Below are 21,824 nucleotides of genomic sequence, written 5' to 3'. Positions count from 1 at the left end.
CTGCGTGTCACAGATCGCGCGCGGCCGGTGTCCCCTGTGCGGAAGACTCGAATCGCAGAGGAGACAATCATGAAGGTCGTCGTGATCGGAGCGGGCTACGCGGGCACCATCGCCGCGAATCGGCTGGTGAAGAAGTCGGGCGCGGAGGTCACCGTCGTCAACCCGCGGCCCGGGTTCGTCGAGCGGGTCCGGCTGCACGAGCACATCGCGGGCAGCGGCTCCGCCGTCACCCCGCTCACCGAGATGCTGGACCCGCGGATCCGGCTGATCGTGGGGTCCGTGGACAAGATCGGCGACGGCACGTTGCTGCTCGCCGACGGCACCTCCCTGCCGTTCGACCGCGCGATCTACGCGGCGGGCGGCGCGCCGACGGCGCCGGCGGGCGCCTTCGCGGTCGGCTCGCTCGAGGCGGCGCAGGGGGCGCGCGAGGCGCTCGCCGCCCTGCCCGACGGCGCCGCGGTCATCGTCGTGGGCGGGGGCCTGACCGGCATCGAGACCGCGGCCGAGGTCGCCGAATCCCGCCCGGGCCTGCGCGTGCGTCTGCTCAGCGAGGGCGAGGTCGGGGCGTCGCTCGGGCCGGGAGCGAGGGCGCGGGTGCGGCGCGAGCTCGACCGGCTCGGCGTCGCCGTGGAGCGCGGGACGTTCGTCGGCGCCGACGGCGCGGATCTGGTGCTGTGGGCCATCGCGACGCAGGTCAGCGACCTGGCGGCGCGCAGCGGCCTCGCTGTCGACGACGCCGGCCGGGTGGTCGTCGACGGGTTCCTGCGGAGCGTCTCCGACCCGCGGATCCTCGCGGTCGGTGACGGCGCGGCCGTCCCCGGCGCGCGGCTGAGCTGCCAGACCGCGTTGCCGCAGGGCGCGCACGGGGCGGACAACCTGGCGCGCGAGCTGGCGGGCGAGCCGATGCGGGCGTACTCGATGGGCTACACCGGACAGAACGTGTCGATCGGCCGGCGGAGCGCCGTGATCCAGGCGGCGCGACGCGACGACACCCCCACCCGGATCCAGTTCGGCGGACGCGCGGCGGCGCTGGTCAAGGAGCAGATCTGCCGGATGGCCAAGGGTGCCGCCAGGACCGCGCGCTACGCCTGGCTGCCGGCGCCGCGATGAGCGCCGAAGGGCTCTTCGCCGAGCATCGCCCGCTGCTGTTCTCCGTGGCCTACGAGATCCTGGGGAGCGTCGCGGACGCGGAGGACGTCCTTCAGGACAGCTACCTGCGGTGGCGCGACGTGGATCTCGGCACCGTCGAACATCCGCGGGCGTACCTGGCGCGGATCGTGACCCGGCAGGCGCTCAACGCGCTGCGAGCGGCGTCGCGGCGGCGCGAGGAGTACGTCGGGCCGTGGCTACCGGAGCCGCTGGAGGCGGCGTCGGGCGATACGCCGGCCGAGCACGTGCTCACGGGCGAGGCCGTGACCACCGCGATGCTGCTGGTCCTGGAGTCGCTCACGCCCACGGAGCGCGCGGTCTTCGTGCTGCGCGAGGTCTTCGACTTCGGGTACCCCGAGATCGCCGCGGCCGTCGGCAAGAGCGAGGCGACGGTGCGCCAGACCGCGCACCGCGCCCGCGGGCACGTGCGGGCCCGGCGGCCGCGCGAGGTGGTGGACCCGGCGGTGGCGCAGGGCGTCGCCGAACGCTTCATCGCGGCGACGGCGAGCGGCGACGTCCAGTCGCTGCTGGACCTGCTGGCGCCCGACGTGGTGTACGTCGGAGACGGCGGCGGCGTGAAGTCGGCGGCGCGACGGCCGGTCCTCGGCCCCGACCGGGTGGCACGGATGATGATCGGGACCCTCCGCAAGTCCGCGGATCTCGGCGAGATGGGGCTGCGCTTCGGGGTGTTCAACGGCATGCCGGCGATGGTCGTCTCGTTCGACGGTGCCGTCGACCTGGTGCTGTGCGTCGAGGTCGTCGGCACCCGGGTGACCGCGGTCTACGTAGTGCGCAATCCGGACAAACTGCACCGAGTCATCGGATGACTGGCCTTCATGACCCTCGCCCGAGCTTCGCAACTCACAGGTATGGAACGGTTCATTAACTTCGCGGATCGCGGGGTATCTGCGGGGAGGTTCGGCGCGCCGTCGACGAACAACGCTCTGTGAAAATGCAAAATCGGGACTGACGCGCAACTCCTATAATCCTGTGTGACCTGCGAGTTTGTGACAGATGCGCGGAAGATAACAAAATGGTAACGGTTGCATTTCGAAACGGATTTGCTACTGCCTGGTAGTGAATCCTGTGATTAATCTTCGCGGTGATCGAGCGCACTCACACCCCCTTCTGTGATTGGACACACGCTCAATCATCCGATCGCCGCCATCCGCAGGGCGCGCTGATCGTCACGTGAAGACCCAGGAGAGACCCATGCGCGCTGCCACCCTGCCCACGAATTCCGCCCCCCGCGGAGGCGCCACGTTCAGCTGGAGCCGGACGGGGGTGATCACCCAGGCGATGGCGGCCACCGTCCTCGCCGGCTCGCTGACCCTCACCGCGATGCCCGCGTCGAGCTTCCAGCTGCCGTCGCCCGCGCAGGTACTCGCCGTGCCGGCCGCGGCGGCCCCGCTGCGCGTGGACGTCGCGACCGTCGGACTGATCGACCTGATGCCGGACTCCCTCCTGGTCTCCGAGCTGTCGAGCGCGAATCCGGACAAGCTCGCGCGCGTCCTCGCGCAGGTGCCGCCGGCCAAGGTGGCCGCGATCATGGAGCGGATCCCGGCCGACAAGACCGCCAAGATCCTCGAGGCGATGCCGCCCGAGAAGGTCGTCGCGATCATGAACGCTCTCGACGAGTCGAAGCTGACCGCCATCGTCAACGGCCTGCCGCAGGACAAGCTCAACACGATCGTCGCGGGCCTCTCGCAGGACAAGCTCAACGCCGTGGTCAAGGCCATCCCCGAGGCGAAGCTCATCGAGGTCGTGAAGAGCCTCGACGACGCTCAGCTCGGCAAGATCGTGGGCGCGCTGGACACGCAGCGCCTCGCCACCATCGTCGCCGGCCTGCCGCAGGACAAGCTCAAGGACCTCGTCGGCAGCATCCCCACCGAGGTCCTCGGCCCGGTCGTCGGCAGCCTGCCCTCCGACAAGCTCGGCGGCCTGGTCGGCGCGATCCCGGTGGACGTGCTCGGCGCCGTCGTCGCGGCCCTGCCGGCGTCGACCATCGCGCAGCTCGTCGGCAGCATCCCGCAGGACAAGCTCACCGAGGTGATCGGCACCGTCGATCCCGCGAAGATCGGCCCGGCGGTCGCCGCGCTGCCCGCCGACAAGCTGGCCGCCCTGGTCGGGTACATCCCCACCGACAAGCTCGCCGAGGTCGTCTCGACCTTCGACGAGCAGAAGCTCGGCGACCTCGTCGGGAAGATCCCGGTGGAGAAGCTCGGGCCCGTGGTCGCCGGGCTCCCGGCCGACAAGCTCACCGAGCTGGTCAAGCAGATCCCCGTCGAGAAGCTCATCACCGTGGTCTCGGGCCTCGACGACAAGACCCTCACCGAGCTGGTGAACGGCATCCCGGTCGAGAAGCTCGGCCCCATCGTCGCGGGCCTGCCCACCGAGAAGCTGATCCAGCTGGTCGGGTCGATCGATTCCGAGAAGCTCAAGGCCATCGTCGGCGGGCTGCCCGACGACAAGCTGCTCGCCATCATGGACGGCAAGCTCATCGGCCGCGTCGTCTCGCTGGTGGTCGCGAGCCTCGGCACCCCGGAGGGCATCGCGAAGCTCCCCGACCTGCTGACCGGCGTCGTCGGCGGCGTGGTCTCGGGCGGCGCGCAGCTCGTCCCGAACCTCATCGCGAACATCCCGCTGGTCGGCCCGGTCATCGCCGGCCCGATCTCGTTCGTCGCGAACGCGGTGGTGGTGCCCGCCGTGAACTTCGGCCTGAGCCTGCTGCAGCCGGTGTTCTCACTGATCTCGACGGTCATCGCGCTGCCCGTCTCCCTGGCGACCTCCGTCATCGGGGGCGGCGGCCTGACGAACCTGTTCGGCGAGGTGACGAAGAGCCTCTCCGGGCTGGCCGGCACCGATGCCGCGAAGTCGCTCGACGTGGCCGCGAAGGCTCTGAACGCCGACGCCGGCGACGCGAAGCCCCAGGCCGCGTCCCTGCTCGCGAGCCCTGCAGGGGGCACGGGTGAGGCCGACGGTGCCGCGCCCACCACCGCCACGGACGAGGCCGAGGAAGCCGGGAAGAAGATCGACCCCGACACCTACGGCCGCCACGCCGCGCCGGTCGACAAGGTCGCGGATAACGCGAAGGGCACCGATGGGGCGGCCCCCGAAGCCGCGAAGGACGCCGACCAACCGGCGGGTGAGACCACGGTCGAGCAGCAGCCCGCCGCCGACGAGGCCACCGTCGAGGAGAAGCCCGCCGCCGACGCGGAGGCTCCCGCCGAGACGCCCGCCGCCGATGCGGAGGCTCCCGCCGAGACGCCCGCCGCCGATGCGGAGGCTGCTGCCGATGACGCGGCGCCCGCCGACGACGCGCCCGCCGACGACGCCGGCTCGGAGGCCGACGCCGCCTGACCCGCTGCACCACCGTCTCCGGCCGTCGCTCCGCGGCGGGGGCCGGAGACGTCCGCGGGCCGGTCAGCGCTTGCGGAAGACCAGGACCAGGTTCGAGACGAGCAACTCCCGTAGGCCGGGCACGCGGACCAGCCACCACGCCCACGACGGGTGGTAGCGCGGGAACGCCGCGACCAGTTCCCCGTCCGCGACGGTGGCCGCCCAGCCCAATCCGTCCGCGGCACCCACCTTGAACAGCGACGTTCCGTACAGGTTCTTCGGCGGATGCCCGTGCCGGCGTGTGTACATCCGGGCGGCGCGCTCGCCGCCGAGGTAGTGCGTCAGGCCCATCTCGTGCCCGCCGAACGGGCCGTACCAGAGCGTGTAGCTCAGGATCACCATGCCGCCCGGGCGGGTGACGCGCAGCATCTCCTCGCCCATGGTCCGCCAGTCGCGCACATGCTCGGCGACGTTGGACGAGAGGCAGACGTCCACGGCACCGTCGGCGATGGGCAGCGCGAGGCCCGATCCCCGCAGGCCTCGCGACGACGTGATGCCGGCGGCGTGCGCCTCGGAGGCGTCGGGCTCGACGGGGACGTAGACGGCGCCGTGCTCGGCGAACGCGTCCTCGAAGTACCCGGGCCCGCCGCCCACGTCGAGGACGAGGGCGCCGTCGAGGTCCCCGAACAGGTCGCCGGTCAGCTCGACGGTGTCGCGCGCGAGCGCCCCGTAGAACCGGGCGGGCTCGGACTGCTCGTACCGGAAGTCGGACAGCAGCCCCACCGACCGGCGCAATGTCGCGCGCCGGCGGAGGCGTTTCGTCGCCTTCTTGCAGGTGGCAGAGCTCCAGGTGGCGGGGTACACGCCACCGGACGGTACCCTAGGGACCGTGCGTGAAGTCCTCCTGTTGTGTTGGCGTGACACCCGCCACCCGCAGGGTGGCGGCAGCGAGCTGTACCTCGAGCGCGTCGGGCAGGAGCTGGCCGCCCGCGGCGTGCGGGTCGTGCTGCGGACCGCGATGTACCCCGGCGCCGCGCGGTCCGAGACCGTGCGCGGCGTGCGCATCTCCCGCGGCGGCGGGCGGTTCACCGTGTACCCGATGGCCCTGCTGGCGATCCTGCTCGCGCGGTTCGGTCGCGGCCCGTTGCGCGGCATCCGCCCCGACGCGGTGATCGACACGCAGAACGGCATCCCCTTCTTCGCGCGGCTCGTCGCGGGCGTGCCCGTGACGGTTCTCGTACACCACTGCCACCGCGAGCAGTGGCCCGTCGCGGGCCGGCTCGTGGCGCGGATCGGCTGGTTCATCGAATCGCGGCTCTCGCCGTGGCTGCACCGCCGGTCCCAGTACCTCACCGTCTCGCTGCCCTCCGCGGAGGAGCTGGCGCTGCTCGGCGTCGGCCCCGAGCGGGTGGCCGTGGTGCGCAACGGGATCGACGCGGTGGCACCCGGCGTCACCGACGTGCGGTCGGCGTCGCCGCGCATCGTCGTGCTCTCGCGGCTGGTGCCGCACAAGCAGATCGAGGACGCCCTCGACGTGCTCGCCCGCCTCGGCCGCCGCGTCCCCGACCTGCACCTCGACGTCATCGGCAGCGGCTGGTGGGACGAGGAGCTCTACGCCCACGCCGCGAAGCTCGGTGTGCTCGACCGGGTGACCTTCCACGGCCACGTCACCGAGCAGCGCAAGCACCGCCTGCTCTCCCGCGCGTGGGTGCACGTCATGCCGTCGCGCAAGGAGGGCTGGGGCATCACGGTGATCGAGGCGGCGCAGCACGGGGTGCCGACCGTGGGGTACGTCAGCTCGCGCGGGCTCACCGATTCCGTGGTCGACGGTGCCACCGGCCTGCTGGTCCGCGACCTCGCCGGCCTCACCGAAGCGGTCTACACGCTGCTCAGCGACCCGCTGCTGCGGGAGGAGCTCGGCGCCAAGGCGCAGGAGCGGGCGGGGGAGTTCTCCTGGCCCGCCACCGCCGACGGCGTCTCCCGCGTGCTGGCCGCGTCCGTCGCCGGGGAGCGCGTCGGCGGGTTGGTCTGAGCCGGGACATCGCGGCCGAACGGGGCACATGCTCTGCACGGAAGCCATGCGTGCCATGCATGGCATGGATCTGCGCAAGTCAGGGCGGTTTTCCCGGATCGAGCCATGCGTCGCGCGCATACCCGGCCGGGAGGGCGGGGCGATCGGCCGAGCCCGTCAGCAGCGGCGCCCGGCGTGATCTTCGGTGGGAAGCTGCGGTGGTCCGTCGGCGTGTCGTCGCCGACACGCACCGAAGCTCCGGCCGCGCCGCCGTGATGCCTGCGCGGGGCACAGCCGATCGACCGGTATCCGTTAATCTGAAGCGATGATGCAGCAGCGCGAGGTGAGTCCTCGCATGGCGTGGTTCTTCATCGGCCTCGGCGCGGTCGTGCTGGCGTCGGCGCTGGTCCGTGACTGGTCGACGTGGCCGGAGTTCCGGACGATCCTCGGTGCGGCGATGGCGGTCTTCGGCGTCGTGGAGATCGGCGTCGGCGTCTACGCGTTGCGGCGGGCGCGGGGGAGGCGCGATGTCGAAACGGTCTGACGTCGGGATCCGGACCGTTCCGGTCGCGGTGCTCAAGGCCTACGCCGGCGTGCTCCTGCTGCTGTGGCTCGTGCTGTTCGCGGCGTTCATGCTCCTCGATTGGCCGATCGACGGACCGCCGGGCCAGCGCGTCGCGTACGGCCTGATGTTCGCCGCGAGCATGGTCCTCGGTGTGACGGCGGGGCAGGTGTGGCGGCTCGCCGTCGGGCTCGAGCCGGAGACGAGTGCCGGCGACGCCCGGTATCTGCTCGGCGGTTTCGTGCTGCTGATCCCGGCGATAGCGCTCATGTGGATGGACTACCGCGGCTGGGCGCCCTGGCGCATCGCGGCGGTCGTGGTGCTCTTCGCGGCGATGATCCTGCTGCTCGTCCTCAACCTCCTCGACCGGCGGCGGCACAAGGGCGAGATCGCTGCGCCGATCGCGGCGANGACGGTGCGCACCGTCATCGGCGACCGGGAGGTCCGCATCGCGCAACCGGAGGGCCTGCACGACCGCTGGGTCACCCGCTGGTCGATCGGCGGCACTCCGGCCGGCACGATCCAGCGCGTCTCCTACGGACCGGACCCGATGCGTTCGCTCACAGCTGCACTCGCCGACGCGGAGGCCGCGGTCGCCGTAATCTGACACGGTGGCTGAATCCGAGAAGCGGCGCCCCGCGATCCTGACCGTCGACGACGATCCGAGCGTGTCCCGCGCGGTGGCCCGCGACCTGCGGCGCAAGTACGGCGACGAGTACCGGATCGTGCGGGCGGAGAGCGGGGAACAGGCCCTCGAGGCGCTCAAGGAGCTCAAGCTCCGCGGCGATCTCGTGGCCGCGCTCCTCGCCGACTACCGCATGCCGCAGATGACGGGCCTGGAGTTCCTCGAGGCCGCGATGGACGTCTACCCCGGCGCCCGCCGGCTGCTCCTCACCGCGTACGCGGACACGGGCGCCGCGATCGAGGCGATCAACGTGGTCGACCTCGACCACTACCTGCTCAAGCCCTGGGACCCGCCGGAGGAGAAGCTCTACCCCGTCATGGACGCGCAGCTGGAGGCGTGGCTGTGCAGCGATCACCGGCCCGTGCCGGAGACGAAGGTCGTCGGGCACCGCTGGTCGGCCCGGTCGTCGGAGGTGCGGGAGTTCCTGGCCCGCAACCAGATCTCGTACCGGTGGTACACCGCCGAATCGCCGGAGGGGCAGCGGCTCCTCGCCGCCGCGGGCAGCGACGGGCAGCAACTGCCGCTCGTCGCGGGGCCCGACGGGACCGCGCTGTGCGCACCGTCGGACAGCGAACTCGCGGCGCACGTCGGACTGAACACCACCCCGTCGGAGGAGTTCTACGACCTGGTCGTGGTGGGCGCGGGCCCGGCCGGCCTCGGCGCCGCCGTCTACGGCGCCTCCGAGGGGCTGCGGACGGTGCTCGTCGAGCGGTCCGCCACCGGCGGGCAGGCGGGGCAGAGCTCGCGCATCGAGAACTACCTGGGCTTCCCCGACGGCGTCTCCGGCAATCAGCTGACCGACCGGGCGCGCCGGCAGGCCACCAAGTTCGGCGCCGAGATGATCACCGCGGCCGACGTCGTCGCCCTCGAGGTGACCGGCGCCGGGCGCCGCGTGCGGTTCTCCGACGGCACCGTCGTGGGCGCGCACACCGTGATCCTCGCGACGGGCGTCGCCTACCGGCGGCTGGACGCGCCCGGGATGGACCGGCTCACCGGCGCCGGCATCTTCTACGGCTCGGCGATGACCGAGGCGCCCGCGTGCGCCGGGCAGGACGTGTACATCGTGGGCGGGGCGAACTCGGCCGGCCAGGCGGCGGCGTACCTCTCGAAGGGCGCCCGCTCGGTGACCCTGCTGGTGCGCGGCGACTCGCTCGAGGCGTCGATGTCGTACTACCTCATCCAACAGCTGAACCAGATCGAGAACGTGCACGTGCGGCCGCACACCCAGGTGGTCGAGGCGCACGGCGACGATCACCTCACGCAGCTCACCCTGCGCGACACCGTGTCGGGCGAGACGGAGCAGGTGCCGGCGGACTTCCTGTTCGTCTTCATCGGCGCCGAGCCGCGCACGGACTGGCTCGACGGGGTCGTCGAGCGGGACGGGCGGGGCTTCCTGGTGACCGGACCGGACCTCACGCCCGACGGTGCCGCCCCGCGCGGATGGGAGCTGGACCGGCCGCCGTTCCACCTGGAGTCGAGCGTTCCCGGCATCTTCGTGGCCGGCGACGTGCGGTCCGATTCGGCGAAGCGCGTCGCCTCCGCGGTGGGCGAGGGCGCGATGGCCGTGATGTTCGTGCACCGCTATCTGGAAGGAGTCGACTCGTGAGCACTCATGACCCGTGCTTCGTCGACGAACTGCGCACGCTGTTCCTGTTCGAGAAGCTCAGCGACGAGCAACTGGAGTGGCTGTGCCGGCGGGGCCACGTGGAGACCTTCCCGGCCGGCCCCGTCTACGCCACCGGCGACCCGGCGCAGTGGCTGTACGTGCTGCTGCGGGGGACGATCGCGCTGTCGCAGAGGGTGGGCGACGTGGAGGTCGAGACCACGCGCTCCGATCAGCGCGGCGCCTACTCCGGCGCGTGGTCGGCCTTCCTCGGCAAGGGCGGCCCGGCGCAGAAGCAGTACAACTCGTCGATGCGCGCGGTGACCGAGGCGCAGTTCTTCATGCTGCCCGCCGAGGACTTCAACGAGGCGATGCACGAGTGGTTCCCGATGGCGGTGCACCTGCTGGAGGGCGTCTTCTACGGCGGGCAGCGCACCCGGCAGATGGTCGAGCAGCGCGAGCGGCTGCTGGCGCTGGGCTCGCTCTCCGCCGGCCTGACGCACGAGCTCAACAACCCCGCGGGCGCCGCCACCCGGGCGGCCACCGAGCTGCGCACCCGCGTCGGCGGCATGCGGCACAAGCTGGCCGGTATCGCCAGCGGCAAGCTCGACCGCACCCGCCTCGTGGACCTCGTGAAGTTCCAGGAGGAGGCTGTCGAGGCGGTGGCCGACGCCCCCGACCTCGGTCCGCTCGAGGCCTCCGACCGCGAGGACGAGATCATGGACTGGCTCGACGATCACGACATCGCCGACGGCCACGTACTGGCTCCGGTGTTCGTGGCCGCCGGCCTGCAGACCGACTTCCTCGACCGCGTCGCGGGCTCGCTGGACGACGGGCCGGTGCTCTCCGGCGCGCTGCGCTGGCTGTACTACACCGTGGAGACCGAGCAGCTCATGGGCGAGATCACGGACTCCACCAACCGGATCTCCACCCTGGTGCAGGCGGCCAAGCAGTACTCGCAGATGGACCGCGCGCCCTTCCAGGTGCTCGACGTGCGCGAGCTGCTCGACAGCACCGTCGTCATGCTCAGCCGCAAGATCGGCGACGGCGGCGTCACCGTGGTCCGCGACTACGACCCGGACCTGCCCGACATCCAGGGGTACGGCGCGGAGCTGAATCAGGTGTGGACCAACCTCATCGACAACGCCGTGCAGGCGATGGACGGCCACGGCACCCTGACGCTGCGCGCGCACCGCAAGGAGGACTCGGTCGTCGTCGAGGTGGCCGATACGGGCTCCGGCATCCCCGCCGACGTGCTGCCCCGCATCTTCGAGCCCTTCTTCACCACCAAGGGCGTCGGCGAGGGAACCGGTCTGGGACTGGACATCTCGTGGCGCATCGTGGTCAACAAGCACCAGGGCGACCTGGCGGTGCGGTCCGAGCCGGGGAACACCGTGTTCACCGTGGAACTGCCCATCGCCGGGCCGCAGCGCGAGGCCGCGATCGACGATCCCGGCGAACCGGGAGAAGGAGTGCACCCATGAGCGAACCGACCGACCCGATCGACGCCGCCGTGCCGCCCAGCGGCCCCGGCTGCGTGGACTGCGACGCCACCGGCGGTTGGTGGGTCCACCTGCGCCGCTGCGCGAAGTGCGGCCACGTCGGCTGCTGCGACTCCTCGCCGTCGCAGCACGCGAGCGCCCACGCCCGCGAGAGCGGCCACCCGATCGTGCAGAGCTATGAGCCCGGCGAGACCTGGTTCTGGGACTACGTCTCCGAGGACTACTACGACGGTCCGCGGCTCGCGGACCCACAGCATCGCCCGGTCGAGCAGGCCGTGCCGGGCCCCGAGGGGCGTGTGCCCGCGGACTGGATGGATAAGGTGCACTGATGTCGCAGATCGTCAGAGGAATCGTCGCCCGCGTGAAGGGCGAGCCCGTCGAAGTGGTCCCGATCGTGATCCCCGATCCCGGTCCCGGTGAGGTGGTGGTCGCGGTGCAGGCGTGCGGCGTCTGCCACACCGACCTGCACTACCGGGAGGGCGGCATCAACGACGAGTTCCCCTTCCTGCTGGGCCACGAGGCCGCGGGCGTCGTCGAAACCGTCGGCGAGGGAGTCGATCACGTGGCGCCCGGCGACTTCGTGGTGCTCAACTGGCGCGCCGTGTGCGGGCAGTGCCGCGCCTGCAAGCGCGGCAAGCCGCAGTACTGCTTCGACACCTTCAACGCCACGCAGAAGATGACCCTCGAGGACGGCACCGAGCTCTCGCCCGCCCTCGGCATCGGCGCCTTCGCGGAGAAGACGCTCGTCCACCAGGGCCAGTGCACCAAGGTCGATCCCGAGGCCGACCCCGCCGTGGTGGGCCTCCTCGGCTGCGGCGTGATGGCCGGGCTGGGCGCGGCCGTGAACACCGGCGGCGTCGCCCGCGGCGACACCGTGGCCGTGATCGGTTGCGGCGGTGTGGGTGACGCGGCCATCGCGGGCGCGCGCCTCGTGGGTGCGCGCACCATCATCGCCGTCGACCGGGATCCGAAGAAGCTGGAGTGGGCCCGCGAGCTGGGCGCCACGCACACCGTCAACGCCGCGGAAACCGATGCGGTGGAGGCGATCCAGGAGCTCACCGACGGGTTCGGTGCGGACGTGGTGATCGACGCCGTCGGCCGCCCCGAGACGTGGAAGCAGGCCTTCTACGCCCGCGACCTGGCCGGCACCGTCGTGCTGGTGGGCGTGCCCACCCCGGACCTGACCCTCGACATGCCGCTCATCGACTTCTTCTCGCGCGGTGGGGCTCTCAAGTCGTCGTGGTACGGCGACTGCCTGCCCGAGCGGGACTTCCCGCAGCTCGTCGACCTGTACCGGCAGGGCCGCCTGCCGCTGGAGAAGTTCGTCACCGAGCGGATCGGCCTCGACGAGGTGGAGCAGGCCTTCGAGACGATGCACCGCGGCGAGGTGCTGCGCTCGGTGGTGGTCCTGTGACGCTGCGCGTGGAACGCGTCGTCACGTCGGGCACGTTCAGCCTCGACGGCGGCACCTGGGACGTGGACAACAACGTCTGGCTGGTCGGCGATGACAGCGAGGTCGTGGTCATCGACGCGGCGCATTCCGCCGATCCGATCGTCGCGGCGGTCGGCGGGCGGACCGTACGCGGAATCGCCTGCACCCATGGGCACGACGATCACGTGACCGTGGCGCCGGAGCTCTCCGAACGGCTCGACGCGCCGATCCTGCTGCACCCGGGTGACGATGTGCTGTGGGACATGACGCACCCGGGCGTGGAACACGAGGATCTGGCGGACGACAGCCGGATCGCCGTCGGGGGCACCGAGATCCGTGTGATCCACGCGCCCGGCCACTCGCCGGGTTCGGTGTGCCTGTACCTGCCGGAGGCGGGGCGACTGTTCAGCGGCGACACCCTGTTCGCCGGCGGGCCCGGCGCCACCGGTCGCTCCTACAGCGACTTCTCGGTGATCATCGAGTCCATCCGCGACCGCCTGTTCGCGCTGCCGCCCGAGACGACGGTGCACACCGGCCACGGCGACGGCACCACGCTGGGCGCCGAGTCCCCGCACCTGGAGGAGTGGATCCGCCGGGGTCACTGATCCCCCATCCGAATCAGAACCCGGGTTGTATGTTCCTTGCATGACCAGGGTGCAGATGGGGCCGCGGGCGAGCAGGTGGTGGATCGCCTACCTGCTGGTCTTCGGCACCGCGCTCCTCGCGGCGCTGGTGGACCGGCGGTGGGGCACCGCGGCGCTGGTCGCGGCGATCCTCCTCGCAGGCCTGGTCACGACCGCGGGCTCGCTGCTGATGCAGCTCGTCGTGCACATCGCGGCCTGCACGTGCGCGGCGTTGTCCGTGGAGTTCGCCGTCGCCGCCGGCGACGCCTTCTGGGGCGTCTTCGGACTCGTGGCGACGATCGTGCTCGGCGCGCTCGTCCCGCTCGCGCTGCGCGAGGGCTCCGGCGGCCGGATCCGCACCGAGGAGCTCGTCGGCCGCACCGTGCCGCAGGCGGAGCGGTTGCTCGGCAGCCCCCGCGACCCCGGGCCCGGCGGTCTCGGCGCGCCGGTCCTCGTCGCCGTGCCCTTCGGCCCGCTGCCCGACGGTGCCGACCGTCGCGCCCGGCTCGTGGTCACGTCCGTCGCCGTCGATCCGGCCGGACCGTGGATCGCCTTCGGCGTCGCGCCGGCGGCCCACGCGCCCGCGCTCGACCGCCGCGCGCGGGGCGCCCTCCAGGCGGAGCTGCACGCCCGCGTCGGCGGATTCCCCGCCGATATCCGGCCCGAGCGGCCCGGCGGCGCCGTGCTCCGCCCTGCGAATTCGAGATGTAACATCTCGACATGATCAGAGTGGCGATCGGGCCGAAGGTGAACTCGGCCATGGTCCTCGTGTCCGGCCTCTTCCTGCTCAACGCCGCGACCGCGGCGAACAGGGGCGATAAGACGGTGGTCGCGATCGGGCTCGCCGCGGCGTTGTACTGGCTCGTGGAGCTCACGTCGTCCCTGAAGCAGCGCACCTGCGTTCTCGTCGGTGCGAGCGCACTGGTCGTCCTCGCGCTGGCCTTCGCGATCGGCACCGGCGACCGGCTGCGGATCATCGGCTCCGCGGTCCTCGTCGTGGTCGCCGCGGCGATGATTCCCTGGCGCCGCAAGCGATCCGGCAGCGGCGCCGTCCGCACGGAAGAGCTCGTCGGCTGGACGGTGTCCGACGCCGAGCGCGTCCTCGGCTACCCGAAGGGGCTGCAACCGGCCGGCATGGATGCGCCCACGCTGGTGTCGATCCCCGCGGGCGCGGCACCGTCGGACATCGAGAGCCCTGCCGTCCGTGCCGAACTCGTCGTCACGGCGGTGGTGCTCGACCCGGCGGTCCCGTCCATCACCTTCGGGGTCGCGCCGCCGCACACGGTGCGGCGGCGGGATGGGACGCGCGCGGAGATGCAGGCCGAGCTCGTCGCCCGGGTGGGCGGGTACCCGGGGGACCTGCGCCCCGAGGCGCGCATCCTCGGGGCCGCTAGACCGAGATGAGGGCGGGGGAGTGGTCGGCGACCTCGACGATGCGGTCGCGGAGCAGTCGGAACACGGTGTCCACCGAACGGCCGGCCTGCGTGGTGTCCGGGTGCATCGCGTTGAAGTCGAGGCCCGACTCGTCCCGGTTGATCCAGGTGAACACCTCGCGCGAGGGCGTGGCGTTCGCGAACACCGAGAAGTCGTGCCGCCGGGCCAGTTCCGCGCCCGGCACCCGCGTGACGTCGATGTAGGAGAGCATCGGCGCGGTGAAGCCGTGCTCCACGGGGAACTCCGGATCGTCGGCCAGCAGGTCGATCACCGGGAACACGGGGGTGCGGTCGAGCTGCTTCGCCGTCGCGACCGCCTCGTGCGCGTTCCGCGCGACCTCGTCGAACGTGCCGGACGCCGAGAACTGCACGGGCACCAGGGTCACGTACCAGCCGACCGCCATCGCGTCGCCGGTCGCGGACCGATCGGCGCGGGGGATGAGCATGGTGAACAGCTCGTCGCCGGTGAGATTGTGGTGCACCTGCCCCAGCACCGCGAGGAGCGCGCTGTTCATGTTCGCGCCGGCCCGCTTCGCCGCGGCGCCGAACCGCGCGGTGCGGCCGGCGTCGATGAACGAGGCGTGCACGGCGATGCGGCCCGGGGCGGCCTCGCCGTCGGCCAGGCCGAGCGGCAGCGGGAACCGCGGCATGCCGCCCGATCGGCGCAGCGTCTCTCGCCACTGCACCACGTCCGGGTGGGTGGGCGTGAGCGTGGCGGCCAGCGTGCGCTGCTCGCGGGTGAACTCGCGGTGCGGGCGGACGGGCACCGGCGTGTACTCGACGCCGCTGCGCGCCGCGGTGTACCGCGAGACGAGCTCGAAGAAGCTCACGGCCTGCGAGACCCCGTCGGTGTACAGGTGGTCGGAGCAGACCACCACCTGGAAGTGCGGCTCCGCGGACCCGGGGCGCGCGTTCTCGACGCCGGTCACGGCGAAGGCGAACGCCGCCCAGTCGTGCAGTTCGGGCACGTTCGCCATGAGGTGGTCCTTGACGGTGGCGCCGGGATGCATTTCCGAGGTGGCCTCGATCGCGAGATCGATCTGCTCCGGAGAAAGGGTGCGGCCGCGCGGATCCGGGTCCGCCGATACCGGGAAAGCGGTGTGGAAAACACCGTGCGCGCGCACGAAGTCGGTGAAGACCGATTCGACGATTGTTCGATCGAAAACATCGTGGATCGTGAATGTGGTGAAAACGAGCCGGCGGGTGCAGGCCTCGCCGTCGATGCCGCTGCGCAGGTGGTCGGCCTGCACGTAGGACGTGCAGACATCCAGGTCAGGGGCGGTGCGCATCGCCTCCTTGGTGGTCGCGTCGGGGGCCCAGACGGTCCACTCTCCCGCCGGGCACTGCCACTGCTCTGAGAAACCCGAGATCATGAAGAACATGATGGCGAAATACGTAGCGCAGCAAAAGATGCGCGAACAGTGAGAAACCCGACAATTCTTAGGGGTTCACATTTTGTCGTGCATGCCGCATCATGTGCCACGCTAATTAAGACCCGGCGCAATGCAGGTTCATCGTCTGTTCGTAGTGCAAATGAACGGAATATTTCCTGCACGCCGTACGGGAAGAGGCCTAGGTCGACGGGGCGGAGGCGGCGGCACCGTCGGCCCTCGCGGACCCGCGCCCGCGGCGCGGCGCGACCACGACCGCGCCGCCCAGCAGCAGCGCGGCCCACAGCAGGTGTGCGGCCCACGCCCCGCCCCGCTCCGCGGCCGAGGCGGAGACAGTTGCGATCTCGCCGGGCACCCGGTAGAGCCGCAGCTCAGGGGTATCGACGGCGAGCGCGAGCCCGGGCAACGGCACCGTCGGGAAGACGGTCGCGCCGTCGACGGACACGGCCTCCACGAGCACCCAGCCGACGCCCAGCGCCGCCAACCGGCCGGCCAGGTCGTCGCCGCCGTCGGCGAGCGCGGCCTCCGCGTCGGACGCGGCGCCCGGCACGCGGTCGACCGAGCGCCCGCCGACCCGGAGTTCACCCGTCTGCAGGACGGGCGCGCGCAGCATCCGCGGCGCCGGGTCGAGGACCGGCGCGTCGGGCCCGTACGGGTACGTCCGGAACATGCCCGGCGGCAGCACCGCGACCGATCCGCGGTCCGCGGGCACCGCCTCGGCGACGGTGCGCCACGCCGCCGGATAGGTCACCGGCGCGAGCGCGCCGCCCACGCCCCACGCGAGGCCCGGCAGCACCGCGATAGGCACCGCCACCGCGACGACCCCATCCGCGGCCCGCGCGGCGGCCGGCACCGCGGCCACCACCGCCGCGGCGCACGCCGCGTACAGCGGCACGGCCAGTGCCACCCACTTCTGCCCGTCGCGCAGCAGGCCGCTGCCGGGGACCGCCTGCACCACAGCCTCGAGCAGTGCCGTCCCCGGGCCCGTCGCCGCCAGCGCGGGCAGCACCACGGCGCATAGCGCGAGCAGCGCGAACCGGCCCAGGGGCGGGGAGAGCAGCCGCGCGCGGAGCACGAGCAGCCCGCCGACCAGCAGCGCGAGGGCCAGCGCGGTCCAGAGCCACGGCGCACCGTCGGGCACGGCCTGCCGGTTCCAGATCCCCCCGAGCCCCAGCAGCGAGCCCAGCGTGCCGAGCCCCGGCTCGGCGCGGGCGGCGAAGACGGCGACGCTCGCCGGGTCGGCGCGCACTCCGCTGCCCGACACCAACGACGGGTACAGCCACGGCGCGGCCGCGCCCACGAACAGCACGAGCTGCCACGCCCACCGCCGAGGCGCCGCGACCAGGCCCGCGACCAGCGCGAGGACGGCGCCCGTCGGCGTGAGGCCGCCCGCGGCCAGGCACGCCGCGAAGCCGCCGAGCTGCGCCCGGCCCTGCATGCGGAGGCCGACGACCACCGCCCAGCCGATCGCGGCGTAGCCGGCCAGCAGGCTCCAGTGCCCCTGCAGCAGCCGCTCGGCGACGAACGGATTCCACAGGCCCACCGTCGCCGCGGCGAGGCCCGCCGCGAGCCCGGCGTCGCGGCCCACGGCGGCGAGGAGCGCCAGCGCGCAGCGCCCGAAGCCCCACCCCGCCGCCACCAGCGCGACGAACAGCAGCGCCGTCACCAGGAGGCCGCCGTCGACCACCTGCGAACCGACGGCCAGGAGCCAGTCCTGCGGCGTGGCGCGGGCGGCGTTGTCGCCGAGGCCGAGCGCCGTGTCGGTGAGGTACGAGTGGGGCGTCGAGACGGCGTCACGGAGCAGCAGGTACCGGCCGCCGACGGCCAGCGGGCCCAGGATCAGGGCGGCGAGCACGGCGGACCAGGCGGCGAGGGCCAGGTCACGCGATCTCATCACCCCGAGCCTACTGACACAATGTGCGCGTGAGCGGTTTGGCGTGGGTGACGGTCGGCAGCATGCTGGCCAACCTCTGCTCGTACCTCGTGCACCTGCCCGCGAGCCGGTGGCTCGGTCCGTCCGGCTACGGCGAGTTCGCCGCGCTCCTGCAGCTCGTGCTCGTGCTCGCGGTGCCGGCGCTGGCGCTGCAGACGGTGGTCGCGCGGCAGGTCGTGCGCGGGGCGGGTGCGGCGCAGATGCGCCGGCTCGGCCGCCTGATCGCCCTGGGCGCGACGCTGCTCGCCGCGATCGCGGTGCCGCTCGCCGCCGCGGGCCTGCACACCCGCGCGATCACGGCCGCCGCGGCGCTCGCCGCCGCGCCCGCGCTGGTGCTGCTCGCCGTCGAGCAGGGCCTGCTGCAGGGGGAGCGACGGTTCGGCCGGCTCGCCGCGCTGCTGGCCGTCGCCGGCCTGGGCAAGCTGGCCTTCAGCATCCCGGGGCTCCTCGTGGGGCCGGGCCCCGCGCTGCTCGGCACGACGGTGGGCGCCCTCGTGGCGGCCGCGCTCGGCCGGGTGCTCGCCGGCTCGCCGCCCGCGGCCGACGGTGCGCCGCACCTCGACGCGGTGGCCGGGGTGCGCGCCGTCCTGGGCGCCAGCTCGGTGCAGCTGGTGCTCGCGGTGTTCGCGTCGCTCGACCTGCTGCTCGCGCGGCCCGTGCTCGGCGCCGCCGCCGGCGGCACCTACGCGCTCGGCGCGGTGGCCGCCAAGGTCGCGTTCTGGCTGCCCCAGGCCGTCGGCGTCGTGTTCTACCCGCAGCTCGCCACGCCCGAGCGGGCCCGCGGCGCGCTGCGCACCGTCGTCGGGCTGCTGACCGGGCTCGGGCTGGCGTGCGTGGCCGGGGCGGCGGTCTGCGCGCCCCTCGCCACGCTGCTCGCGGGCGAGGAGTACCGGCCCGTCCAGGGGCTGCTGTGGCTGTTCGCCGCGCAGGGCGCGCTCATCGCGCTGCTGCAGGGGCTGCTGCTGTACGCGATCGCGATCGAGCGCACCCGCATGGCCGGTTACGCGTGGGTGGTGCTCGCGGTCGAGTCGGCCGTCCTGCTGACCTGGCCGCACACCCCCGCCGAAATGATCACCGCCGCGGCGCTGTGCGCGCTCGCGGCGGTGATGGTGATCGGTGCGGTCGTGACCGTCAGCGCTCGTCGCGCTTGCGGAAGTCGATCGCCTCGGTCCGCGACTCGTCCGGCCGCGGCTGAGCGCTGAACGCCTCCGTCGCCGGGTCGCCGCCCGCGTCGGGCGTGGTGATCGGCTCGTCGTCGAGCGGGGCCGTGGGCGCCGCATCGTCGGAGCCGGCGGCGCCGCGACCGCGGCCGCTCGTACCCGGCCCGCCCGCGGTGGCGGGGTTGCGGCCCAGGAACAGCGCGAAGACGCCGAGGCCCAGCGCGATCAGGCCGAGGACGCCGCCCGCGACGGGCGCCACGTACTTGGCGATCGCGATCTTGTTCTGCGCCGACTTCGCGACCTCCGCCTGCGAGCGGACCGTCGCATCGACCCAGCGCTGCTTGGCGTCGAAGACGTCGAGCTTGAAGTCGCGGACCTGCTTGGGCGTGTTCGGCGCGACCTGGCCCGGCAGGCGGAACTGCTGCGTGTAATGCAGCGACTGGTCGACGATGACGCCCGAGGTCGGGTCGACCCAGAGGTCCACGTCGGTCTTCGCCCAGCGGTTCAGCGTGATGTCGTCCTTGGGGTCGACGCCGCCGATGCCCCACCAGCTCGCCGGCATGGTGAGCACGGTGCCCAGCGTCGGGTCGTTGCCGTCGCGGATGGTCGAGAGGTCCACCCAGTTCTGCTGGCCCTGGAAGTGCAGCGTCTTGGTGCCGCTGACCTCCTTCTCCTCGACGAACTTCAGGCCCACGTTGCTGCGGGTGATCAGGTCGAAGAACTCGTACTTCCCGTCCTCCGTGGTGCCGGCGGGGAAGCGGTACTGCAGGCCCTTGCGGTCGGCGATCTTCACGGCCGGGGTGCTCTCGCCGGGCTGGTACGTGGCCTCCGAGGTCTTGCCGGTCGGCTTGCCCGTCTCGCGGTCCAGGGAGACGCGGTCGAGCCACGCCTGCACCAGGCCGTCGTCGCAGGGGCGCTTGTCCTGCACGGCGCCGGTGAGCTCCGGGTGCCGGGGCTCGCCCTTGGTCTTGATCGACGGGACGACCATCGAGCTGCCGGACTGCACCGTCATCGTCGACTTGTCCGACGGGGTGGTCACCAGCGTGCGGGTCTGCGTGGTCACCGACACGTCGTTGACCACGGCCTTCGCCTTGTCGATCGAGCACATGTCCAGCGACTTTGCGGGGAACTCCGCGTCCGCCTGGGAATCCGCGACCTTCTCGGACTTCGCCACCGTCGTGGTGTCGATGTCCAACGGGATCGTCGTCAGCTTGCCCGCGACGTACGCCGGTCCGGCGATCGCGGCCGTGATCAGCAGCGCGCCCAAGAAGATCAGGATCGGACCGATAACGCGCGCCAGCCGGCTACGGCCTACCGCCATCGAAGTGTCTCCTCACATCTCTGTGGGGCGCGTACGTGGTTCGCACACGCCGTCGGGGCACGCGGTCGCGCTCCCTTACAAGTACCCGAGCCTACAGGTGGTGCCGGGGTGGCACGGGCCACGCGCGCGGGCGGCGGCGGATTCGCGGGTAGATTCGGTGGACGATGAGCACAGTCGGGACCAGCGAATTCGCATCTGCAAAGCCCGCGGGTGCGGCCGGATTCGTGCCCGCACTCGAGGGTATGCGCGCCTGCGCCGCGATCGCCGTGATGCTCACCCACACGGCCTTCCAGACCGGTCAGGTGGGGTATTCGGTGGCGGGCCGGGTCTGGGGCCGCTTCGACATGGCGGTCGCGCTGTTCTTCGGGCTCTCCGGCTTCCTGCTGTGGCGCGCGCACGCCCGCGCGGCCTGGACCTCGTCGGACGGCCCGTCGACGGGGCGGTACTACCGGTCGCGGGTCGTGCGGATCATGCCGGCGTACGTCGTGGTCGCCGTGGTCGCGCTGGCGCTGCTGCCGCGGTCGACGGCCCCGTCGGGCTCCACCTGGCTCGCGAACCTCTCGCTGACCCAGGTGTTCGTTCCCTACTCCCTCACCGACGGCCTCACCCAGATGTGGTCGCTCTCGGTGGAGATGCTGTTCTACCTCCTGCTGCCGCTCGCCGCCCTGGCGCTGGTGCGGCTGCGCGGTGCGGCCGCGCGGTGGCGGGTGCCGGTGCTGCTCGCCGCGGCGGCGGTGTCGCTGAGCTGGGCGTGGGTCGGCGCGGCGCTCCCGCTTCCGCCCGGCGTGAACCACCACAACTGGCTGCCCTCGTACGTGCCGTGGTTCGTCGCGGGCATCGTCCTCGCCGAGATCGTGAGCGCCCCCGTCGCCCGATTCGGTGCGGTACGCCGGCTCGCGCAGCGGCGGGTGTGCTGGCCCGCGGCGCTGGTGGTCTTCGCGGTGATCTGCACACCGCTGGGCGGCCCCGTGACCCTCGACAGCCCCGAGTCCTGGCAGTTCGCCGTGCGCATGGGCCTCGGCGGGGTGCTGGGCTTCCTCCTCTTGGCGCCGCTGGTGCTCGCGCCCGCCTCCGCGTCCGCGCGCTGGCTGGGGTCGGGGCCCATGCTGGCGCTGGGGCGCTGGTCGTACGGGATCTTCATCTGGCACCTCGTAGTGCTCACCGCGATCTTCCCGCTGTTCGCGATCGTGCCCTTCCACGGCGCGTTCGGGAAGGTCACCGCGCTGACGCTGGTCTTCTCCGTGGCCGTGGCGGCGCTGAGCTACGCCTGGGTCGAGGAGCCCGCCCGCCAGTGGCTGGCCCGTCGCGAGGCCCGACGGTCCGCCGCCCCGGTCCCGGCCGCAGCGCCGGCGCGGCCTGAGCCGCCGGCCGCGGAGCCCGAGCCCGTCGCGCCGGTGGGGTAGTTCGGCGCGGGAGCTATGCGTGCTGCGCATACCCCATGTCGTCGCAGGTCAACGACGGTTTTCGCGATCCAGGCCATGCGCGCGGCGCATGCCCCGGATCGGCGCGCGGATCGGTGGCACTGCACCGGCCGCCGCACCGGTCGTCGCGCGGGGGACGTCGACGGGGCGTGGGGGACGGTCGGTCCCCCATGAGGAGAAGCGGCGTCCGGTGGGGGACGTCGACGCCGCGTGGGGGACGGTCGGTCCCCCATGAGGAGAAGCNGNGTCNGTGGGGGAC

At 72.5% G+C, this 21,824-nt stretch carries 18 protein-coding genes; 14 read left to right on the top strand and 4 right to left on the bottom strand.

Annotated elements, in window-relative coordinates; translation table 11 throughout:
• Nucleotides 1-69 precede the first annotated feature (69 nt).
• The 3 genes from ACNAYW_RS22905 to ACNAYW_RS22895 all read left to right on the top strand — a co-directional run bounded on the left by ACNAYW_RS22905 (nucleotide 70) and on the right by ACNAYW_RS22895 (nucleotide 4,509).
• Nucleotides 70-1,110, top strand: a complete 1,041-nt coding sequence (locus ACNAYW_RS22905; RefSeq protein WP_415851927.1) for an NAD(P)/FAD-dependent oxidoreductase — start codon at nucleotides 70-72, stop codon at nucleotides 1,108-1,110.
• The gene (locus tag ACNAYW_RS22900; protein ID WP_415851926.1) at nucleotides 1,107-1,976 is read left to right on the top strand and encodes an RNA polymerase sigma-70 factor; all 870 of its coding nucleotides are present in this window, start codon (nucleotides 1,107-1,109) and stop codon (nucleotides 1,974-1,976) included. Before ACNAYW_RS22905 ends, ACNAYW_RS22900 begins: the two co-directional genes overlap by 4 nt.
• A gap of 622 nt (nucleotides 1,977-2,598) precedes the next feature.
• Nucleotides 2,599-4,509 (top strand): magnesium transporter MgtE N-terminal domain-containing protein, encoded by a 1,911-nt coding sequence (locus ACNAYW_RS22895; RefSeq protein WP_415851935.1) that lies wholly within the window; start codon nucleotides 2,599-2,601, stop codon nucleotides 4,507-4,509.
• 63 nt (nucleotides 4,510-4,572) lie between these two features.
• Here the strand turns inward: ACNAYW_RS22895 and ACNAYW_RS22890 are convergent, their stop codons facing one another.
• Entirely contained in the window at nucleotides 4,573-5,352 is a 780-nt protein-coding gene (locus ACNAYW_RS22890; RefSeq protein WP_415851925.1) for a class I SAM-dependent methyltransferase, read from the bottom strand.
• Between the two features lie 25 nt (nucleotides 5,353-5,377).
• Here ACNAYW_RS22890 and ACNAYW_RS22885 point away from each other — a divergent pair, with 25 nt between their 5' ends.
• The 9 genes from ACNAYW_RS22885 (at nucleotide 5,378) to ACNAYW_RS22845 (ending at nucleotide 14,310) form a co-directional block, all read left to right on the top strand.
• Entirely contained in the window at nucleotides 5,378-6,520 is a 1,143-nt protein-coding gene (locus ACNAYW_RS22885) for a glycosyltransferase family 4 protein (protein ID WP_415851924.1), read from the top strand.
• A gap of 304 nt (nucleotides 6,521-6,824) precedes the next feature.
• Entirely contained in the window at nucleotides 6,825-7,043 is a 219-nt protein-coding gene (locus ACNAYW_RS22880) for a hypothetical protein (RefSeq protein WP_415851923.1), read from the top strand.
• A gap of 629 nt (nucleotides 7,044-7,672) precedes the next feature.
• On the top strand, nucleotides 7,673-9,352 hold the full coding sequence (locus ACNAYW_RS22875; protein ID WP_415851922.1) for an NAD(P)/FAD-dependent oxidoreductase: 1,680 nt from the start codon (nucleotides 7,673-7,675) through the stop codon (nucleotides 9,350-9,352).
• The gene (locus ACNAYW_RS22870; protein WP_415851921.1) at nucleotides 9,349-10,833 is read left to right on the top strand and encodes an ATP-binding protein; all 1,485 of its coding nucleotides are present in this window, start codon (nucleotides 9,349-9,351) and stop codon (nucleotides 10,831-10,833) included. Before ACNAYW_RS22875 ends, ACNAYW_RS22870 begins: the two co-directional genes overlap by 4 nt.
• A complete protein-coding gene (locus ACNAYW_RS22865) occupies nucleotides 10,830-11,180 on the top strand; it encodes a UBP-type zinc finger domain-containing protein (protein ID WP_415851920.1) in 351 nt (116 codons plus the stop codon). The genes ACNAYW_RS22870 and ACNAYW_RS22865 overlap by 4 nt, the downstream gene beginning before the upstream one ends.
• The gene (locus ACNAYW_RS22860; RefSeq protein ID WP_415851919.1) at nucleotides 11,180-12,265 is read left to right on the top strand and encodes an S-(hydroxymethyl)mycothiol dehydrogenase; all 1,086 of its coding nucleotides are present in this window, start codon (nucleotides 11,180-11,182) and stop codon (nucleotides 12,263-12,265) included. Before ACNAYW_RS22865 ends, ACNAYW_RS22860 begins: the two co-directional genes overlap by 1 nt.
• Nucleotides 12,262-12,888 (top strand): MBL fold metallo-hydrolase, encoded by a 627-nt coding sequence (locus ACNAYW_RS22855; RefSeq protein WP_415851918.1) that lies wholly within the window; start codon nucleotides 12,262-12,264, stop codon nucleotides 12,886-12,888. The genes ACNAYW_RS22860 and ACNAYW_RS22855 overlap by 4 nt, the downstream gene beginning before the upstream one ends.
• A 40-nt stretch (nucleotides 12,889-12,928) precedes the next feature.
• Nucleotides 12,929-13,630, top strand: a complete 702-nt coding sequence (locus ACNAYW_RS22850; protein WP_415851917.1) for a hypothetical protein — start codon at nucleotides 12,929-12,931, stop codon at nucleotides 13,628-13,630.
• Nucleotides 13,627-14,310, top strand: coding sequence for a hypothetical protein (locus ACNAYW_RS22845; protein ID WP_415851916.1), 684 nt, complete (start codon nucleotides 13,627-13,629; stop codon nucleotides 14,308-14,310). The genes ACNAYW_RS22850 and ACNAYW_RS22845 overlap by 4 nt, the downstream gene beginning before the upstream one ends.
• Here the strand turns inward: ACNAYW_RS22845 and ACNAYW_RS22840 are convergent.
• The gene (locus ACNAYW_RS22840) at nucleotides 14,297-15,712 is read right to left on the bottom strand and encodes a condensation domain-containing protein (protein ID WP_415851915.1); all 1,416 of its coding nucleotides are present in this window, start codon (nucleotides 15,710-15,712) and stop codon (nucleotides 14,297-14,299) included. The two genes, ACNAYW_RS22845 and ACNAYW_RS22840, sit on opposite strands and share 14 nt — an antisense overlap.
• Nucleotides 15,713-15,911: 199 nt before the next feature.
• Nucleotides 15,912-17,624: a hypothetical protein gene (locus tag ACNAYW_RS22835; protein WP_415851914.1), complete on the bottom strand. Its 1,713-nt coding sequence runs from the start codon at nucleotides 17,622-17,624 to the stop codon at nucleotides 15,912-15,914.
• Between the two features lie 29 nt (nucleotides 17,625-17,653).
• On the opposite strand from ACNAYW_RS22835, the gene ACNAYW_RS22830 reads away from it, so the two are divergent.
• Nucleotides 17,654-18,865, top strand: a complete 1,212-nt coding sequence (locus ACNAYW_RS22830; protein WP_415851913.1) for a polysaccharide biosynthesis protein — start codon at nucleotides 17,654-17,656, stop codon at nucleotides 18,863-18,865.
• On the opposite strand, the gene ACNAYW_RS22825 is transcribed toward ACNAYW_RS22830, so the two are convergent.
• The gene (locus tag ACNAYW_RS22825; protein ID WP_415851912.1) at nucleotides 18,795-20,144 is read right to left on the bottom strand and encodes a PorA family protein; all 1,350 of its coding nucleotides are present in this window, start codon (nucleotides 20,142-20,144) and stop codon (nucleotides 18,795-18,797) included. The genes ACNAYW_RS22830 and ACNAYW_RS22825 overlap by 71 nt on opposite strands.
• A gap of 164 nt (nucleotides 20,145-20,308) precedes the next feature.
• Here ACNAYW_RS22825 and ACNAYW_RS22820 point away from each other — a divergent pair, with 164 nt between their 5' ends.
• Nucleotides 20,309-21,547, top strand: coding sequence for an acyltransferase family protein (locus ACNAYW_RS22820; RefSeq protein ID WP_415851911.1), 1,239 nt, complete (start codon nucleotides 20,309-20,311; stop codon nucleotides 21,545-21,547).
• Nucleotides 21,548-21,824: the final 277 nt, after the last annotated feature.

Source organism: Tsukamurella ocularis (assembly GCF_965138335.1).
Taxonomy (GTDB): Bacteria; Actinomycetota; Actinomycetes; order Mycobacteriales; family Mycobacteriaceae; genus Tsukamurella; species Tsukamurella ocularis_A.
This window is presented reverse-complemented; position numbering and strand designations above follow the sequence as displayed.

Excerpts from the sequence above, each read along its gene's own strand:
- ACNAYW_RS22905 (WP_415851927.1), top strand. The coding sequence starts at position 70 with ATGAAGGTCGTCGTGATCGGAGCGGGCTACGCGGGCACCATCGCCGCG.
- ACNAYW_RS22900 (WP_415851926.1), top strand. The coding sequence starts at position 1,107 with ATGAGCGCCGAAGGGCTCTTCGCCGAGCATCGCCCGCTGCTGTTCTCC.
- ACNAYW_RS22895 (WP_415851935.1), top strand. The coding sequence starts at position 2,599 with ATGCCGGACTCCCTCCTGGTCTCCGAGCTGTCGAGCGCGAATCCGGAC.
- ACNAYW_RS22880 (WP_415851923.1), top strand. The coding sequence starts at position 6,825 with ATGATGCAGCAGCGCGAGGTGAGTCCTCGCATGGCGTGGTTCTTCATC.
- ACNAYW_RS22865 (WP_415851920.1), top strand. The coding sequence starts at position 10,830 with ATGAGCGAACCGACCGACCCGATCGACGCCGCCGTGCCGCCCAGCGGC.
- ACNAYW_RS22860 (WP_415851919.1), top strand. The coding sequence starts at position 11,180 with ATGTCGCAGATCGTCAGAGGAATCGTCGCCCGCGTGAAGGGCGAGCCC.
- ACNAYW_RS22850 (WP_415851917.1), top strand. The coding sequence starts at position 12,929 with ATGACCAGGGTGCAGATGGGGCCGCGGGCGAGCAGGTGGTGGATCGCC.
- ACNAYW_RS22845 (WP_415851916.1), top strand. The coding sequence starts at position 13,627 with ATGATCAGAGTGGCGATCGGGCCGAAGGTGAACTCGGCCATGGTCCTC.
- ACNAYW_RS22840 (WP_415851915.1), bottom strand. The coding sequence starts at position 15,712 with ATGATCTCGGGTTTCTCAGAGCAGTGGCAGTGCCCGGCGGGAGAGTGG.
- ACNAYW_RS22835 (WP_415851914.1), bottom strand. The coding sequence starts at position 17,624 with ATGAGATCGCGTGACCTGGCCCTCGCCGCCTGGTCCGCCGTGCTCGCC.
- ACNAYW_RS22825 (WP_415851912.1), bottom strand. The coding sequence starts at position 20,144 with ATGGCGGTAGGCCGTAGCCGGCTGGCGCGCGTTATCGGTCCGATCCTG.
- ACNAYW_RS22820 (WP_415851911.1), top strand. The coding sequence starts at position 20,309 with ATGAGCACAGTCGGGACCAGCGAATTCGCATCTGCAAAGCCCGCGGGT.